Source organism: Kitasatospora sp. NPDC088742 (assembly GCF_055584905.1).
Window position 1 is genome coordinate 119,465 of record NZ_JBVJLD010000019.1, and the last position, 15,054, is coordinate 134,518.

At 71.7% G+C, this 15,054-nt stretch carries 14 protein-coding genes and 2 tRNA genes; 13 read left to right on the forward strand and 3 right to left on the reverse strand.

The genetic code is table 11. The features are described 5' to 3' along the window. Window positions 1–20 precede the first annotated feature (20 nt). A tRNA-Val gene (locus ACZ6ZR_RS17435) sits at window positions 21–92 on the forward strand. Window positions 93–285: 193 nt separating this feature from the next. Further along, a tRNA-Val gene (locus ACZ6ZR_RS17440) sits at window positions 286–357 on the forward strand. Between the two features lie 62 nt (window positions 358–419). On the opposite strand, the gene ACZ6ZR_RS17445 is transcribed toward ACZ6ZR_RS17440, so the two are convergent. After that, entirely contained in the window at window positions 420–1,193 is a 774-nt protein-coding gene (locus ACZ6ZR_RS17445; RefSeq protein ID WP_465643138.1) for an exonuclease domain-containing protein, read from the reverse strand. A 232-nt stretch (window positions 1,194–1,425) separates the two neighbouring features. Between ACZ6ZR_RS17445 and thrS the strand changes: the two genes are divergently transcribed. Together thrS and ACZ6ZR_RS17455 are read left to right on the forward strand one after the other, a co-directional pair. Further along, a complete protein-coding gene (gene thrS / locus ACZ6ZR_RS17450) occupies window positions 1,426–3,405 on the forward strand; it encodes a threonine--tRNA ligase (protein ID WP_465643140.1) in 1,980 nt (659 codons plus the stop codon). Window positions 3,406–3,482: 77 nt separating this feature from the next. Next, window positions 3,483–4,043: an HIT family protein gene (locus ACZ6ZR_RS17455; RefSeq protein WP_465643142.1), complete on the forward strand. Its 561-nt coding sequence runs from the start codon at window positions 3,483–3,485 to the stop codon at window positions 4,041–4,043. 59 nt (window positions 4,044–4,102) lie between these two features. Here the strand turns inward: ACZ6ZR_RS17455 and ACZ6ZR_RS17460 are convergent, their stop codons facing one another. Continuing rightward, window positions 4,103–5,746, reverse strand: coding sequence for a hypothetical protein (locus ACZ6ZR_RS17460; RefSeq protein ID WP_465643144.1), 1,644 nt, complete (start codon window positions 5,744–5,746; stop codon window positions 4,103–4,105). Window positions 5,747–5,920: 174 nt separating this feature from the next. Between ACZ6ZR_RS17460 and ACZ6ZR_RS17465 the strand changes: the two genes are divergently transcribed. Further along, the gene (locus ACZ6ZR_RS17465) at window positions 5,921–6,346 is read left to right on the forward strand and encodes a thiol-disulfide oxidoreductase DCC family protein (protein ID WP_465643145.1); all 426 of its coding nucleotides are present in this window, start codon (window positions 5,921–5,923) and stop codon (window positions 6,344–6,346) included. A gap of 141 nt (window positions 6,347–6,487) precedes the next feature. Here ACZ6ZR_RS17465 and ACZ6ZR_RS17470 read toward each other — a convergent pair whose 3' ends face one another. Continuing rightward, window positions 6,488–8,467 carry an elongation factor G gene (locus ACZ6ZR_RS17470; RefSeq protein WP_465643147.1) on the reverse strand — a complete coding sequence of 660 codons (1,980 nt, stop codon included), beginning with the start codon at window positions 8,465–8,467 and terminating at the stop codon, window positions 6,488–6,490. A gap of 202 nt (window positions 8,468–8,669) precedes the next feature. On the opposite strand from ACZ6ZR_RS17470, the gene pgsA reads away from it, so the two are divergent. The 8 genes from pgsA (at window position 8,670) to ACZ6ZR_RS17510 (ending at window position 14,906) form a co-directional block, all read left to right on the forward strand. After that, entirely contained in the window at window positions 8,670–9,320 is a 651-nt protein-coding gene (pgsA, locus tag ACZ6ZR_RS17475; protein ID WP_465643148.1) for a phosphatidylinositol phosphate synthase, read from the forward strand. Beyond that, window positions 9,317–10,222 (forward strand): phosphatidylinositol mannoside acyltransferase, encoded by a 906-nt coding sequence (locus tag ACZ6ZR_RS17480; RefSeq protein WP_465643150.1) that lies wholly within the window; start codon window positions 9,317–9,319, stop codon window positions 10,220–10,222. Before pgsA ends, ACZ6ZR_RS17480 begins: the two co-directional genes overlap by 4 nt. Further along, window positions 10,219–11,391: a glycosyltransferase family 4 protein gene (locus ACZ6ZR_RS17485; RefSeq protein ID WP_465643152.1), complete on the forward strand. Its 1,173-nt coding sequence runs from the start codon at window positions 10,219–10,221 to the stop codon at window positions 11,389–11,391. Before ACZ6ZR_RS17480 ends, ACZ6ZR_RS17485 begins: the two co-directional genes overlap by 4 nt. A 33-nt stretch (window positions 11,392–11,424) precedes the next feature. Beyond that, window positions 11,425–11,766, forward strand: coding sequence for a 5-carboxymethyl-2-hydroxymuconate Delta-isomerase (locus ACZ6ZR_RS17490; RefSeq protein WP_465643154.1), 342 nt, complete (start codon window positions 11,425–11,427; stop codon window positions 11,764–11,766). Window positions 11,767–11,822: 56 nt separating this feature from the next. Further along, a complete protein-coding gene (locus ACZ6ZR_RS17495; protein ID WP_465643170.1) occupies window positions 11,823–12,323 on the forward strand; it encodes a hypothetical protein in 501 nt (166 codons plus the stop codon). Window positions 12,324–12,475: 152 nt separating this feature from the next. Next, window positions 12,476–13,387, forward strand: a complete 912-nt coding sequence (gene pdxS / locus ACZ6ZR_RS17500) for a pyridoxal 5'-phosphate synthase lyase subunit PdxS (protein WP_406196552.1) — start codon at window positions 12,476–12,478, stop codon at window positions 13,385–13,387. An 85-nt stretch (window positions 13,388–13,472) separates the two neighbouring features. Next, a complete protein-coding gene (gene pdxT, locus ACZ6ZR_RS17505) occupies window positions 13,473–14,081 on the forward strand; it encodes a pyridoxal 5'-phosphate synthase glutaminase subunit PdxT (RefSeq protein ID WP_465643156.1) in 609 nt (202 codons plus the stop codon). Window positions 14,082–14,147: 66 nt separating this feature from the next. Beyond that, a complete protein-coding gene (locus ACZ6ZR_RS17510; protein ID WP_465643158.1) occupies window positions 14,148–14,906 on the forward strand; it encodes a YebC/PmpR family DNA-binding transcriptional regulator in 759 nt (252 codons plus the stop codon). Window positions 14,907–15,054 lie beyond the last annotated feature (148 nt).

Here is a 15,054-nt window from a genome sequence, read left to right on the forward strand (position 1 = left end):
GTAATGTTTTCCCTGCACCCGGGCGATTAGCTCAGCGGGAGAGCACTTCGTTCACACCGAAGGGGTCACTGGTTCGATCCCAGTATCGCCCACCGGAATGCGGGAAGACCCCGGCCAATTAATTGGCCGGGGTCTTCTGTCGTTTCCGGGTGCTTTCCACCGCGCGGTCTGATTCCGCGTCAGTCCCCGTACCGTGCGCGGGAACTGGGGGACCGTCCACTCGGGCTCCCTGGAAGGGAATTGGCCAGCCGGGCCGGAGGGGTGCTACTGTTCATCTCGTTGCCCGGGCGATTAGCTCAGCGGGAGAGCACTTCGTTCACACCGAAGGGGTCACTGGTTCGATCCCAGTATCGCCCACCGAGTAACACGCAGGCCCTGACCGGTAGTTCGGTCAGGGCCTGCGGCGTTCCCGGGGCCGGTCAGGCGGCGATGCCGCAGTCGTGCTCGGGGTACGGGCGGCCGCCGCAGGCGCAGCGGGCCGGGCGGAGCGGCCAGGAGAAGTCGACCTGCTCCGGGGAGCCCGAGCGGTCGAACCAGTTCTGCAGGCCCCGGGCCTGGGCCGCGTGCCAGACCGCCTGCCGCAGGTGCAGTTCGGCCGGGGTGAGCGAACCCAGTGGCACCCGGAAGCGCAGGCCCAGGGCGCGGGTCAGGTCCAGGGCCGCGGTGGCGTCGGCCGCCGCGTCGTGGGCGCCGGTGAGGGTGACCCCGTAGTGCGCGCACAGGTCGGTGAGGGTGCGCCGGCCCTTGCGGTAGCGGTCGGCGTACTTGTCCATCACCCGCGGGTCCAGGACCAGGAGTTCGTTCTCGCCCAGGCTGGCGGCGAGCGTGCTGGCCCGGTGCCGGCGCAGCTCGCGGTCGAGCAGGGTGAGGTCGTAGGGGGCGTTCATCACCACCAAGGGCACGTGGCGGTGGGCCTGTTCGGCCAGCGCGCGGGCGATCTCGGCGACCACCACCCGGGGCGGGCGGCCGAAGTCGCGGGCCCGTTGGTCGGTGATGCCGTGCACGGCCTGGGCGCCCTCGGGGATGGGTACCCCCGGGTCGGCCAGCCAGGAGAGCGTCCGGACGGGCGCGCCGGGCGCGGTCTGGAGCACCAGCGCCGCCGAGACGATGCGATCGGTCTCGACGTCCACACCGGTGGTCTCGGTGTCGAAAGAGGCGAGCGGGCCCTGGTACCAGGGCTGGGTGTGCGGCATGACGAGCCCCCGATCCCCACCGGGCGGCGCCCGGCGCGCCACCGAGGACCAGTGGCGCGCCGGGCACGGCCGCGTTCTGCGTGAGTGATACCGCAGTTGACGGCCCCTCAATCCAGTGGCGGCCGTACACCTGTACAAGGAGGGGGCGGCAGTGCGCGGCGCGGCTCGTGATCTCGGTACCATCGGACTCGCGCAGCACCGTGCTGCGGCACACAGAGGTCAGGAGAGACCGGTGACCGACGTCCGGATCATCATCAACCGCGAACCCGATCGGGAAGAGCGCGTGGTGACCACGGGCACCACGGCCGCCGAGCTCTTCGCCGACGACCGTGCCGTGATCGCCGCCCGGGTCGCCGGTGCGCTCAAGGACCTGGCGTACCAGGTGCAGGACGGCGACGAGGTCGAGCCCGTCGTCATCTCCAGCCCGGACGGCCTGGACATCCTGCGGCACTCCACCGCGCACGTGATGGCGCAGGCCGTGCAGCAGCTCTTCCCGGAGGCCAAGCTCGGCATCGGCCCGCCGGTCAAGGACGGCTTCTACTACGACTTCGACGTCGAGAAGCCCTTCCACCCCGATGACCTCAAGGCCATCGAGAAGAAGATGCAGGAGATCATCAAGCGCGGGCAGAAGTTCTCCCGCCGCGTGGTCACCGACGAGGCCGCCGCCGAGGAGCTGGCCAAGGAGCCGTACAAGCTCGAGCTGATCGGCCTCAAGGGCTCCGCCGCCACCGCCGGCGAGGGCGCCTCGGTCGAGGTGGGCGGCAGCGAGCTGACCATCTACGACAACGTCGACGCCAAGACCGGTGACCTCTGCTGGGGCGACCTCTGCCGCGGCCCGCACCTGCCGAGCACCCGTCACATCCCGGCCTTCAAGCTGATGCGCAACGCGGCCGCCTACTGGCGCGGCAGCGAGAAGAACCCGATGCTGCAGCGCATCTACGGCACCGCGTGGCCGACCAAGGACGAGCTCAAGGCGCACCTCGACTTCCTCGAGGAGGCCGCCAAGCGCGACCACCGCAAGCTCGGCGCCGAGCTGGACCTCTTCTCCATCCCGGAGGAGATCGGCTCCGGCCTGGCCGTCTTCCACCCCAAGGGCGGCATCATGCGCCGGGTCATGGAGGACTACTCGCGCAAGCGCCACGAGGAGGCGGACTACGAGTTCGTCTACTCCCCGCACGCCACCAAGGGCTCGCTCTTCGAGCTCTCCGGTCACCTCGACTGGTACGCGGACGGGATGTACCCGCCCATGAAGCTCGACGGCGACATCGACTACTACCTCAAGCCGATGAACTGCCCGATGCACAACCTGATCTACCGCTCGCGCGGTCGTTCCTACCGCGAACTGCCGCTGCGGCTCTTCGAGTTCGGCACGGTCTACCGCTACGAGAAGTCCGGTGTGGTGCACGGCCTGACCCGGGCCCGCGGCTTCACCCAGGACGACGCGCACATCTACTGCACCCGCGAGCAGATGGCGGACGAGCTCGACTCGCTGCTGACCTTCGTGCTCGACCTGCTGCGCGACTACGGGCTGAACGACTTCTACCTGGAGCTCTCGACCCGGGACCCGGAGAAGTTCATCGGTGAGCTGGACGAGTGGGAGGAGGCCACCGAGACCCTGCGGGCCGCCGCCGAGAAGCAGGGCCTGGAGCTGGTGCTCGACCCGGCCGGCGCCGCCTTCTACGGTCCGAAGATCTCGGTGCAGGCCCGGGACGCGATCGGCCGCACCTGGCAGATGTCCACCATCCAGGTCGACTTCCAGCTGCCGCAGCGGTTCGAGCTGGAGTTCCAGGGCTCGGACGGCAACCGCCAGCGTCCGGTCATGATCCACCGTGCGCTGTTCGGCTCGATCGAGCGCTTCTTCGCGGTGCTGCTGGAGCACTACGCCGGCGCCATGCCGCCGTGGCTGGCCCCGGTCACCGTGGTCGGCATCCCGATCACCGACGAGCACATCCCGTACCTGCGCGAGGTTGCGGCCGAGCTGAAGAAGCAGGGCATCCGGGTCGAGGTGGACGCCTCCGACGACCGGATGCAGAAGAAGATCCGCAACGCCCAGAAGACCAAGGTCCCGTTCATGCTGATCGCGGGCAACGACGACGTCGAGGCCGGCGCGGTCTCCTTCCGTTACCGCAACGGCGAGCAGAAGAACGGCGTCCCGGTCGCCGAGGCGGTGGCCGAGATCGTGGAGGCGGTCCGCAGCCGCGTCCAGGTCTGACGCACGGCCAGATCGCGGGGCGGGTTCTCTTCGAGAGAGTCCGCCCCGCACTGCTCTCTTCGGGCGTCGTGGCGAATATGCTGATCAGCATGACGAGTGAGCCGGAACTGCAGCGGGGTGTGGGCGAACCGGATGGTTTCCGTCGCCTGTGGACGCCTCATCGGATGGCGTACATCCAGGGAGAGAACAAGCCCACCGGGCCCGCGCCCGACGACGGTTGCCCGTTCTGCTCGATCCCCTCGCTCAGCGACGAGGACGGCCTGGTGATCGCCCGGGGGAGCGCGGTCTTCGCGGTGCTCAACCTGTACCCGTACAACGGCGGGCACCTGATGGTGGTGCCGTACCGGCACGTGGCGGACTACACCGACCTGGACGCCGCCGAGACGGCCGAGCTGGCGGACTACACCAAGCGCGCGATGACGGCCCTGCGGGCCGCCTCGGGTGCGCACGGCTTCAACATCGGGATGAACCAGGGCGCTGCGGCCGGCGCCGGGATCGCCGCCCACCTGCACCAGCACGTGGTGCCGCGCTGGGGCGGGGACACCAACTTCATGCCGGTGGTGGGGCACACCAAGGTGCTGCCCCAACTGCTCGCCGACACCCGGAAGATGCTCGCCGAGGTGTGGCCGCAGGACTGAGCGAACGTCAGAGGGGCCGTACCCGCGACAGGCGGGTACGGCCCCTCTCGGGTGTCTGCTCAGCCCGCGTCGTAGCGGTCCGCCTTGAACGGACGGCTGCCCTGCATCTCGGACTTGAGGATGCCGCCGCGGTTGGCGATCCGGCTGGAGTCCACGTCGTGCTCGTCCAGGAACTCGACGGTGGCGGCCAGCACCGCGTTCACCACCGGCGCGATGCTGAAGATCACATCGTCGGACTTGTAGCGGCTGGTCCAGGTCGGCTCGGCGAAGGAACCTCGGAGCGAGAAGGGCTCCGGCAGGCCGATGCCGCCGCCCAGCCAGGCCAGCAGCCCGGGGATCCCCACGAAGGGGGCACGGACGGCCTGCCGGACCACCTCGTCGTTGTCGACCAGCGGGAGGATGACGGTGCGCTCCTCCCAGAACTTGCCGGTCTTCGGGACCTTGACCTCCTTGGGCTTCGGCTTGGCGCCGAACAGCCCGTGCAGCGGGCCGAGCGCGTGGCCGGAGACCGAGACCCGCAGGGTGTTGCTCATCACCGTCACGCCGATCACCACGGTGGTGACCAACTGGCCCTTGTGGAGCACCAGTTGGACGATGGTGCGGTGGCGGCTGTCGGTGCCCAGGCTCTGCCGGTTGGCGACGGTCTGGAGCGCGAAGTCGCGCATCCGGTAGCCGTCCATGTCCGGCCCGGACGGGCGGCCGATCTCGTCGGCGCCCTCGGGCAGGTCCAGCACCAGCCACTGCTGGACGGCCATGTGCGGCATGGCGCCGCCGCCGACCTCGCTCTGGGTCAGGCTGCCCAGCCGGGAGGTGATCTTCCGGCTGAGGTCCCACGGGTGGAACGCGCGGAAGTCCGGCCGGCCCTCCAGCGGGCGCAGCTCCTCGACCACCTGCCAGTCGCCCCAGCGCATCCCGGCGCCCAGGATGCCCTTGCCGCCGGCGTAGTGCTGGACGTTGGTCTCCTGCTCCACCGTCAGCCGCTCCAGCGCGGCGCGCAGGTCGGCGGCCTTCTTGTCGAGGTCGTCCCGGGGCACCGCCTTGGGCACGGTGGCGGCCAGCGCGCTGCCCTCGACCAGGCCGCCCCAGCGGTTGCGCAGCTCGATGGTGGAGCGCAGCACCAGGCGCTTGGCCAGGTACCAGCCGAGCACGGGGGCCAGCATCAGCACCCGGAAGTACAGGGCGAACGGGCCCGCGACCGGCGGGCGCAGCGCGAGCAGCACGGCCAGGCCGCCGGCGGCCAGCACCAGCAGGGCGTTGTAGACGCCCTGGCGGTTGGCCGGGCTCTTGCGCTTGAGCCAGTCGCGTCCGTAGAAGACCGCGAGCCAGATCAGGGTGCCGGGCAGGAAGAGCACGCCGGTGAGCAGGGTGATGATCTGGAGCTGCCGGTCGCGGGCGTTGCGCAGCTCCTCGGCGGCCAGGCAGTGCTCGACCACCATCCGGGTGTCGGTGCCGAAGGAGGGCACCAGCGGGTTCCGCCCGGCGCCGAGGGTGCGGGCGATCACGGCCTTGGCGTAGGCCTCGCCGACGCTCGGCCGGAACAGGCGGTTCTTGCCCCCCTTGAGGGTGGCTCCGGGCAGCTTCTCCAGCTCGGTGACGTCACCGTCCCGGTAGGCCACCGAGGAGAGCAGCTGGGTGACCGCGGTCTGTGGTCCGACGTCCGTACGGGGTATCTGCGCGCCCGGGGTCATGTCCAGCTTCGTCACGGCGGCCTCCCCTCCTCCCCTTGTCAGCGGCAGGTTACCGTGCGACCGGCACCCCGCGTGCTTGATCGTCTGAACCGCCGTCACTTCCCGTCGCGCGGACGGGGCGTGGAGTGATCGTGCCCAGTTTCGAGCGGCGCCGATCCTCCGGTGGCCGGATGGTGCAGGATCGGGGGCATGAGCGAGACGCGGACGGCCGATCCGGTACTGGTCTACGACGGGGACTGCGGGTTCTGCACCAGCAGCGAGCAGTTCGCCGAGCGCTACCTGAGGGCGAGTCTCTCCTCGGCGGGGTGGGACGGGGTGCCGTTCCAGTTCGCGGACCTGGCGGAGCTCGACGCCCGTGCGGGCGGGCGGGGGCTGGTCAGCCGGGAGCGGGCCGAGCGGGAGATCCTCTGGGTGACGCCGGCGGGGGACGTGTACGGCGGGGCGCAGGCCGCCGCGCGGCTGCTGATGCGGTCCGGCGGGGCCTGGGCCTACCTCGGCGCCGCACTGACCCTGGCCCCGGTCCGGCCGCTCGCCGCCGCGGTCTACCGCTGGGTCGCGGCCAACCGCCACAGCCTCCCGGGCGGGACGCCCGCCTGCGCCCTACCGCGGCGTTGACGCGACGCCCAGTTGCAGCTGCTTGGGGGCGCGAGGAACTGCGCGCGGGGGAACGGCAACACGTGCAACTGGCTCGCCTGCCCCGATCTAGCGCTGGTCCGCCTTCCGTACTCGCGCAGTTCCTCGCGCCCCCGGCATCACCTAGGCGAACTGTGCTGCCAGAGCGGGTGGCATCGGTGCGTGGCGGAGGTAGGTGCGGGAGAAGGTGCCGGTGCCGTGGGAGAGGGAGCGGAGTTCCACGGGGTAGCGGCTGAGCTCCAGTTCGGGGACTTCGGCGCGGACCAGGCTGAGGCCGGGGCCGCCGGGCTCGGTGCCGAGGACGTGGCCGCGGCGGGCGGAGAGGTCGCCGAGGACCGCGCCCTGGTACTCGTCGGGGAGCAGGACGCGGACTTCGTCCACCGGCTCCAGCAGCTGCACGCTGCCGTGCTCCGCGGCCTCCTTGAGGGCCAGTGCGGCGGCGGTCTGGAAGGCGGCGTCGGAGGAGTCGACCGAGTGCGCCTTGCCGTCGGTGAGGGTGACCCGGACGCCGACCACCGGGTGGTCGCCGCGCAGGCCGTGGGCGAGTTGGGCCCGGACGCCCTTCTCGACCGAGGGGATGAAGTTGCGCGGCACGGCCCCGCCGACCACGTGGTCGACGAACTCGACCTCCTCGCCCGGCAGTGGGTCCACCGTCAGGTCGCAGACCGCGAACTGCCCGTGGCCGCCGGACTGTTTGACGTGGCGTCCGTGCCCGCTGCCGCTGGTGGCGAAGGTCTCGCGGAGTGTCACCTGGTAGGGGACGGTGTCCACGGTGACTCCGTGCCGGCTGCCCAGCCGGTCCAGGACCACGGCCTGGTGGGCCTCGCCGGTGCACCAGAGCACGAGTTGGTGGGTGTGGGGGTTCTGTTCGACCCGCAGGGCCGGGTCCTGGGCGGTGAGTCTGGCGAGGCTCTGGGAGAGCCGGTCCTCGTCGGCCTTGCTGTGGGCGTGGACGGCGGTGGGGAGCAAGGCCTCGGGGCGGGGCCAGCCGGGGAGGGCGTCGCCGCCGAGGGTGTCGCCGGTGCGGGCGCGGGCGAGTTTGGCGAGGCAGACCAGGTCGCCGGGCAGGGCCTGCGGGACGGGCCGCTGGCGGGCGCCGAAGGGGCTGGTCAGGGCGGTGACGCGCTCGTCGGGGCCGCCGTCCAGGTGGAGGGTCGTGTCGGGCCGCAGGGTGCCGGACCAGATCCGGGCCAGGCTGAGCCGGCCGACGTACTGGTCCTCGCCGGTCTGGATCACCTGGGCGGTGACGGGGGCGTCCGGGTCGCAGGGCGGGCGGTCGTCGGTGCGTTCGGTGGGGGCGGGCAGCACGGTGACGATCAGGTCGAGCAGTTCGGCGGCGCCCAGCGGGGCGGCGGTGCAGAGCAGCGGGTGGACGGCGTCGGCCCGGACCTCGCGGCGCAGGGCCTCGGTGAGCGAGGCCGGGTCGAGCTCCTCGCCGGCGGCCCAGCGCTCCAGCAGGGCGTCGTCCTCGCCGGCGATGGCCTCCACCAGGGCGCCCCGGGCGGCCGGGTCGGGTTCGGGGGCCTCGCCGTAGGTCTTGCCGGTGAGCAGGTCGACGGAGCCGGTGAGGTGGCCGCCGGCGAAGCGGGGCTGGAAGAGCGGGAGCACGGTCTCGGGGTGGCCGTCGCCGAAGGCCTCCTGACAGGCCGTCACGTCCTCGGGGCCGCGGGCGTGGGTGAGGGCGACGGCGGTGGGCAGCCCGGCGAGGCGGCACTCGCGCCAGAGGGCGAGCACGGCGGGGCCGATCCGGTCGGTGGCGGAGACCACCAGGACGGCGGCCTCGGCGGCGTGCATCCCGGCGTACCGCTGGCCGGTGAAGTCGGCGTAGCCGGGGGTGTCCAGCAGGTTGACCTTGTGGCCCTGCCAGGGGAGGGGGAGCAGCGAGAGCTGGACGGAGCGCTGCTGGTGGTGCTCGATCTCCTCGTGGTCCGAGGCGGTGGTGCCCTCGGTCACCGAGCCGGCCCGGGTGAGGGCTCCGGCGGCGAGGGCGAGGGCCTCGGCGAGGGTGGTCTTCCCGGCCCCTGCGGCGCCGACGAGCACGACGTTGCGCAGCCGGGCCGGATCTTCGACCGGTACGGGGGGAGGGGTGGTCCGGTCGGTCATGGCGCACCTTCGATCACGGTCGGTGTGCCGTCAACTGCCCTGGGTGGCCGCGCGTTGGGCCGGATGGCGCTCGCGGGCGTGGGGCGGCGAGGGGTGCGAGCGGCGTGGATACCATTGTCCGGCCGGGCGGGCCGATCCGCTCGGCTGCTCGCCGCCTTCTGGGCGGGGGTGGTTTCGGAAGATCGGGGCGGTCCGGAAGGCCATGCTCAACAAGTACGCACGTGCCTTCTTCACACGTGTCCTGACGCCGTTCGCCGCGCTGCTGCTCCGCTGGGGCGTCAGCCCGGACGCCGTGACGCTGATCGGGACGGCCGGTTCGGCCGCGGGTGCGCTGGTGTTCTTCCCGCGCGGGGAGTTCTTCTGGGGCACCATCACCATCACCCTCTTCATCTTCTCCGACCTGGTGGACGGGAACATGGCCCGCCAGGCCAACACCTCCAGCCGCTGGGGCGCCTTCCTGGACTCCACGTTGGACCGGGTCGCCGACGCGGCGATCTTCGGCGGGCTGGCGCTCTGGTACTCGGGGCACGGGGACAGCAACGTGCTCTGCGCCGTCGCGGTGTTCTGCCTGGCGAGCGGCCAGGTGGTCTCGTACACCAAGGCGCGCGGCGAGAGCCTGGGCTTCCCGGTGAACGTCAACGGGCTGGTGGAGCGGGCCGAGCGACTGGTGATCACGCTGGTCGCGGCCGGGGTCACCGGGCTGGGCACTTTCGGGGTGCCGTACCTGGAGTGGCTGCTGCCGACGGCGCTCTGGGTGGTGGCCGTGGGCAGCCTGGTGACGGTGTTCCAGCGGATGCTGACGGTGCGTCGGGAGGCCCGTGAGGCCGACGCGGCTGCGGAGGCGACGGCGTGAAGAACATCAAGGAGCGGCTGACCGACGGGGCGTACGCGCTGGGCTGGGCGGCGCTCAAGCACCTGCCCGAGCCGGTGGCGCGCGGGCTGTTCGACCAGCTGGCGGACTTCACCTGGCGGCGCCGGGGCAAGGGCGTGCTGCGGCTGGAGGCCAATCTGCGCCGGGTCCGGCCCGAGCTGGACGAGGCCGGGATCCGGGCGCTGTCCCGGGCCGGGATGCGTTCCTACCTGCGGTACTGGAAGGAGTCCTTCCGACTGCCGGTGTACTCCACCGCGCGGCTGGCCGAGGACTGCCAGATCAAGGGCCTGGAGCGGTTGGACGAGGCGCTGGCCGACGGGCGCGGCGCCGTGGCGGCGCTGCCGCACATGGCGAACTGGGACCTGGCCGGGGCCTGGGTGGCCGCGGTGGGCGGGCACCGGTTCACCACGGTCGCCGAGCGGCTCAAGCCGGAGTCGCTGTTCGACCGCTTCGTGGCCTACCGGGAGAGCCTCGGCATGGAGGTGCTGCCGCTGACGGGCGGTCAGGTCTCGGTGATCGGGACGCTGGCGCGCCGGCTGCGCTCGGGGAAGCTGGTCTGCCTGGTCGGCGACCGCGACCTCTCCGAGGCGGGCCTGCCGGTGGACTTCTTCGGCGAGACGACCAGGATGCCGGCCGGCCCGGCCGCGCTGGCGCTGCGCACCGGGGCGGCTCTGTTCCCGGTGACGCTCTGGTACGACGGCCCGGTGATGCGGGGCGAGATCCACCCCGAGGTGCCGCCCCCGGCCGAGGGCGACCAGAAGGAGAAGACCTCGGCGATGACCCAGACCATGGCGGACATCTGGGCCGAGGGCATCCGGGAGCACCCGGAGGACTGGCACATGCTGCAGCGGTTCTGGCTGGCCGACCTGGAGGTCAAGCGGTGAGGATCGGGATCGTCTGCCCCTACGACTGGGACGTGCCGGGCGGGGTGCAGTTCCACATCCGCGACCTGGCCGAGCACCTGATCGCCCTCGGCCACCAGGTCTCGGTGCTGGCCCCGGCCGAGGACGAGTCGGCGCTGCCGCCGTACGTGGTCTCGGCCGGCCGGGCCGTCGCGGTGCCGTACAACGGCTCGGTGGCCCGGCTGAGCTTCGGCATCCTCTCGGCCGCCCGGGTCCGGCGCTGGCTGAACGACGGTCACTTCGACATCCTGCACGTCCACGAGCCGGCCTCGCCCAGCCTGTCGATGCTGGCCGCGTGGTCCGCCTCCGGGCCGATGGTCGGCACCTTCCACACCTCCAACCCGCGCTCCCGGGCGATGATCGCGGCCTCGCCGATCCTGCAGCCCGGCCTGGAGAAGATGAGCGCCCGGATCGCGGTCAGCGAGTACGCCCGCCGCACCCTGGTCGAGCACCTGGGCGGCGACGCGGTGGTGATCCCGAACGGGGTGGACGTCGGCTTCTTCGCCGGTGCCGAGCCGGACCCGCGCTGGACCGGCACGGCGGCCGCGCCCACCATCGGCTTCATCGGCCGGATCAACGAGCCCCGCAAGGGCCTGCCCACCCTGCTCGCCGCGCTGCCGAAGATCCTCGCCGAACGCCCGGGCGTACGGCTGCTGGTGGCCGGCAAGGGCGACGAGGAGGAGGCCGCCGAGGGGCTGACGCCCGCGGTGCGCCGGCACGTGGAGTTCCTCGGCATGGTCAGCGACGAGGAGAAGGCCCGGCTGCTGCGCAGTGTGGACCTCTACGTGGCGCCCAACACCGGCGGCGAGAGCTTCGGCATCATCCTGGTCGAGGCGATGTCGGCGGCCGCGCCGGTGCTCGCCTCCGACCTGGACGCCTTCAAGCAGGTGCTGGACGGCGGCGGCGCCGGGGAGCTCTTCGCGGTCGAGGACGCGGACGCGCTGGCCGACGCGGCGGTGCGGCTGCTGGCCGATCCGGAGCGGCTGGCCGAGCTGCGCGAGGCGGCCTCCCGGCACGTGCGGCGCTTCGACTGGTCGACCGTGGGGGCGGACATCCTCGCGGTGTACGAGACGGTCACCGACGGCATGCCCGAGGTGGCCGAGGACACCCGGGGCGGCTGGCGCGAGCGCCTCGGCCTGGCCCGGGACTGACGGAACGACAGATGGGGGAGTGACATGCCGCAGGTGCTGATCGATCACTCGGCGGGCCTGGACGTGGACTGGGCGGAGCTCGCACGGGAGCTGCACCGGACCATCCCGGAGGTGATCGACACCGACACCGCCGCCTGCAAGACGGTGGTCCGGGAGGCCGGGCGGGTGCTGGTCGGTGACGGTGCGTCAGGGGAGGCCCTGGTGCTGGTCGAGGTGAAGGTCCTGGCCGGCCGCGACACCGGCAAGCGGGCCGAGCTGAGCCGCCGGGTGACGGAGCTGCTGCGGGCGCACGTCACGGTGCCGGCCGCGATCGGCGTGCAGGTCACCGAACTGGACCGGGACACCTACCGGTTCGAGCACCACCCGGCGCGGTAGCGTACCTGCCCGTGAGCAACTGGATCTGGGCCGCGGTGGCGGTCGTGCTGTTCGGCATGTACCTGAGTTGGACGGCGGGGCGGCTGGACCGGCTGCACGCCCGGATCGACGCGGCGCGCGCCTCGCTGGACGCGCAGCTGCTGCGCCGGGCCTCGGTGGCGATGGAGCTGGCCACCTCCTCGCTGCTCGACCCGGCCGCCTCGATCCTGCTGCTGGAGGCCGCGCACGCCGCGCGCCAGGCCGAGGACGACCACCGCGAGGTGGCCGAGAGCGAACTCAGCCTGGCACTGCGGGCGGTCTTCGCCGAGCCCGAGCAGCTGGCCGCGGTGGCCGGGGCGCCCGGCGGGGCGGAGGCGCTCAAGGACCTGACGGCGGCGGTCCGCCGGGTGCCGATGGCCCGGCGCTTCCACAACGACGCGGTGCGGGCCGCCCGGGCGGTGCGGGAGCACCGCCTGGTCCGGTACTTCCGCCTGGCGGGGCGGGCACCCTTCCCGCTGGCCTTCGAGATGGACGACGAACCGCCGCTCGCGCTCACCCCGCAGGGAGCCCCGGCCTGAGAGCCTGGGATCCTGAGGGTTGTTCAGACTTCTGTCCTAAGCCGCTTTGTCGTAAGTCCGGGGGCCTTCTGGCCTTGGTGGTGCATGGTCCCCACCTGCTTCGGGCCTACGATAGGGCGATAGCACTGGTACATCTTCGAGTGAGGTCACACGTGTCCACCACCCCCATCACCGCTGACCAGCCGCAGATCGGCACCGCCCGCGTGAAGCGCGGCATGGCCGAGCAGCTCAAGGGCGGTGTGATCATGGACGTGGTCAACGCCGAGCAGGCCAAGATCGCCGAGGACGCCGGTGCCGTGGCCGTCATGGCCCTGGAGCGCGTCCCCGCCGACATCCGCAAGGACGGCGGCGTGGCCCGGATGTCCGACCCCAACATGATCGAGGAGATCATCGCGGCGGTCTCCATCCCGGTCATGGCCAAGTCCCGGATCGGCCACTTCGTCGAGGCCCAGGTCCTCCAGTCGCTCGGCGTCGACTACATCGACGAGTCCGAGGTGCTGACCCCGGCCGACGAGGTCAACCACTCCGACAAGTTCGCCTTCACCACCCCGTTCGTCTGTGGTGCCACCAACCTGGGCGAGGCCCTGCGCCGCATCGCCGAGGGCGCGGCCATGATCCGCTCCAAGGGCGAGGCCGGCACCGGCAACGTGGTCGAGGCCGTCCGCCACCTGCGCCAGATCAAGAACGAGATCGCCAAGCTGCGCGGCTTCGACAACAACGAGCTGTACGCCGCCGCGAAGGAGCTGCGCGCTCCGTACGAGCTGGTCAAGGAGGTCGCCGAGCTCGGCAAGCTGCCGGTCGTGCTGTTCTCCGCCGGTGGTGTGGCCACCCCGGCCGACGCCGCGCTGATGCGTCAGCTCGGTGCCGAGGGCGTCTTCGTCGGCTCGGGCATCTTCAAGTCCGGCGACCCGGCCAAGCGTGCCGCCGCGATCGTGAAGGCCACCACCTTCTTCGACGACCCGAAGATCATCGCGGACGCCTCCCGCAACCTGGGCGAGGCCATGGTCGGCATCAACTGCGACACCCTGCCCGAGGCCGAGCGGTACGCCAACCGCGGCTGGTAACCACGTCCGGTCGGCCCGCCGCGCAGCCTTTTCGCGCGGCGGGCCGCCGCACGTCCGCCGATCAAACTTCGAATGAGGTAGCACCGTGAGCACCCCCGTCATCGGCGTCCTGGCCCTCCAGGGCGACGTCCGCGAGCACCTGATCGCGCTGGCCTCGGCCGACGCCATCGCCCGCGAGGTCCGCCGGCCCGAGGAGCTGGCCGAGGTGGACGCGCTGGTGATCCCCGGCGGGGAGTCCACCACGATGTCCAAGCTGGCCCTGCTGTTCGGCCTGATGGAGCCGATGCGCGAGCGCGTCCGGGCCGGCATGCCGGTCTACGGCACCTGCGCCGGCATGATCATGCTGGCCGACAAGATCCTGGACGGCCGGGACGACCAGGAGACCGTCGGCGGGATCGACATGACGGTCCGTCGGAACGCCTTCGGCCGGCAGAACGAGTCCTTCGAGTCCGGCATCGCCTTCGACGGCATGGAGCAGCCGGTGCACGGCGTCTTCATCCGCGCCCCCTGGGTCGAGGAGGTCGGCGCCGGCGTCCAGGTGCTGGCCGAGCTGCCCGCGGCCGACGGCCCGGACAGCCGTATCGTGGCGGTCCGTCAGGGCAACCTGCTGGCCACCTCGTTCCACCCCGAGCTCACCGGCGACCACCGGGTGCACGAGTACTTCGTGCGCATGGTGGAGGACGCTGCGCGCTGAACCCGCGCCCGGCACCGGTAAGATCCCTTCTGTTCATTTCCCTTTGGCGACGTAAAGGAGCTGGCGATGTCCGGCCACTCTAAGTGGGCTACCACCAAGCACAAGAAGGCGGTCATCGACGCCAAGCGCGGGAAGCTCTTCGCCAAGATGATCAAGAACATCGAGGTGGCGGCGAAGACCGGCGGCAGCGACCCGGCCGGTAACCCGACGCTCTACGACGCCATCCAGAAGGCGAAGAAGAACTCCGTCCCGATCGACAACATCAACCGCGCCGTCAAGCGCGGTGACGGTGCCGAGGCCGGCGGGGCCGACTACTCGACCATCATGTACGAGGGCTACGGCCCGAACGGCGTGGCGGTCCTGATCGAGTGCCTCACCGACAACCGCAACCGCGCGGCCTCCGACGTGCGCGTGGCGATGACCCGCAACGGCGGCAACATGGCCGACCCGGGCTCGGTCTCCTACCTCTTCAACCGCAAGGGCGTCGTGATCGTCCCCAAGGCGGACGGGGTCGACGAGGACCGGGTCCTGGAGGTCGTCCTGGAGGTCGGCGCCGAGGAGGTCAACGACCTCGGTGACACCTTCGAGGTGCTCAGCGCGGCCACCGACATGGTCGCCGTCCGCAGCGCGCTGGTGGACGCCGGCATCGACTACGACTCGGCCGACGCCAACTTCGTCGCGGACCTCCAGGTCCCGCTGGACGTGGACGGCGCCCGCAAGATCTTCAAGCTGATCGACGCGCTCGAGGACAGCGACGACGTGCAGAACGTCTTCGCCAACTTCGAGATCAGCGACGAGGTCGGCGCCCAGCTCGACGCCGAGTGAGCTGACGGTCCGTGACACCGGCCCGGGGGGGCGCCGGGGCCCCCCGGCCGGGGGGGGGGGGGGGGGTTTGCGACCACGGCGGGGGGCGCTGGGGGTGGGCGGGTCGGCGGCGGGGGCGCGTGGGGGGGGGGGGGGTGGTGCCGCGGGT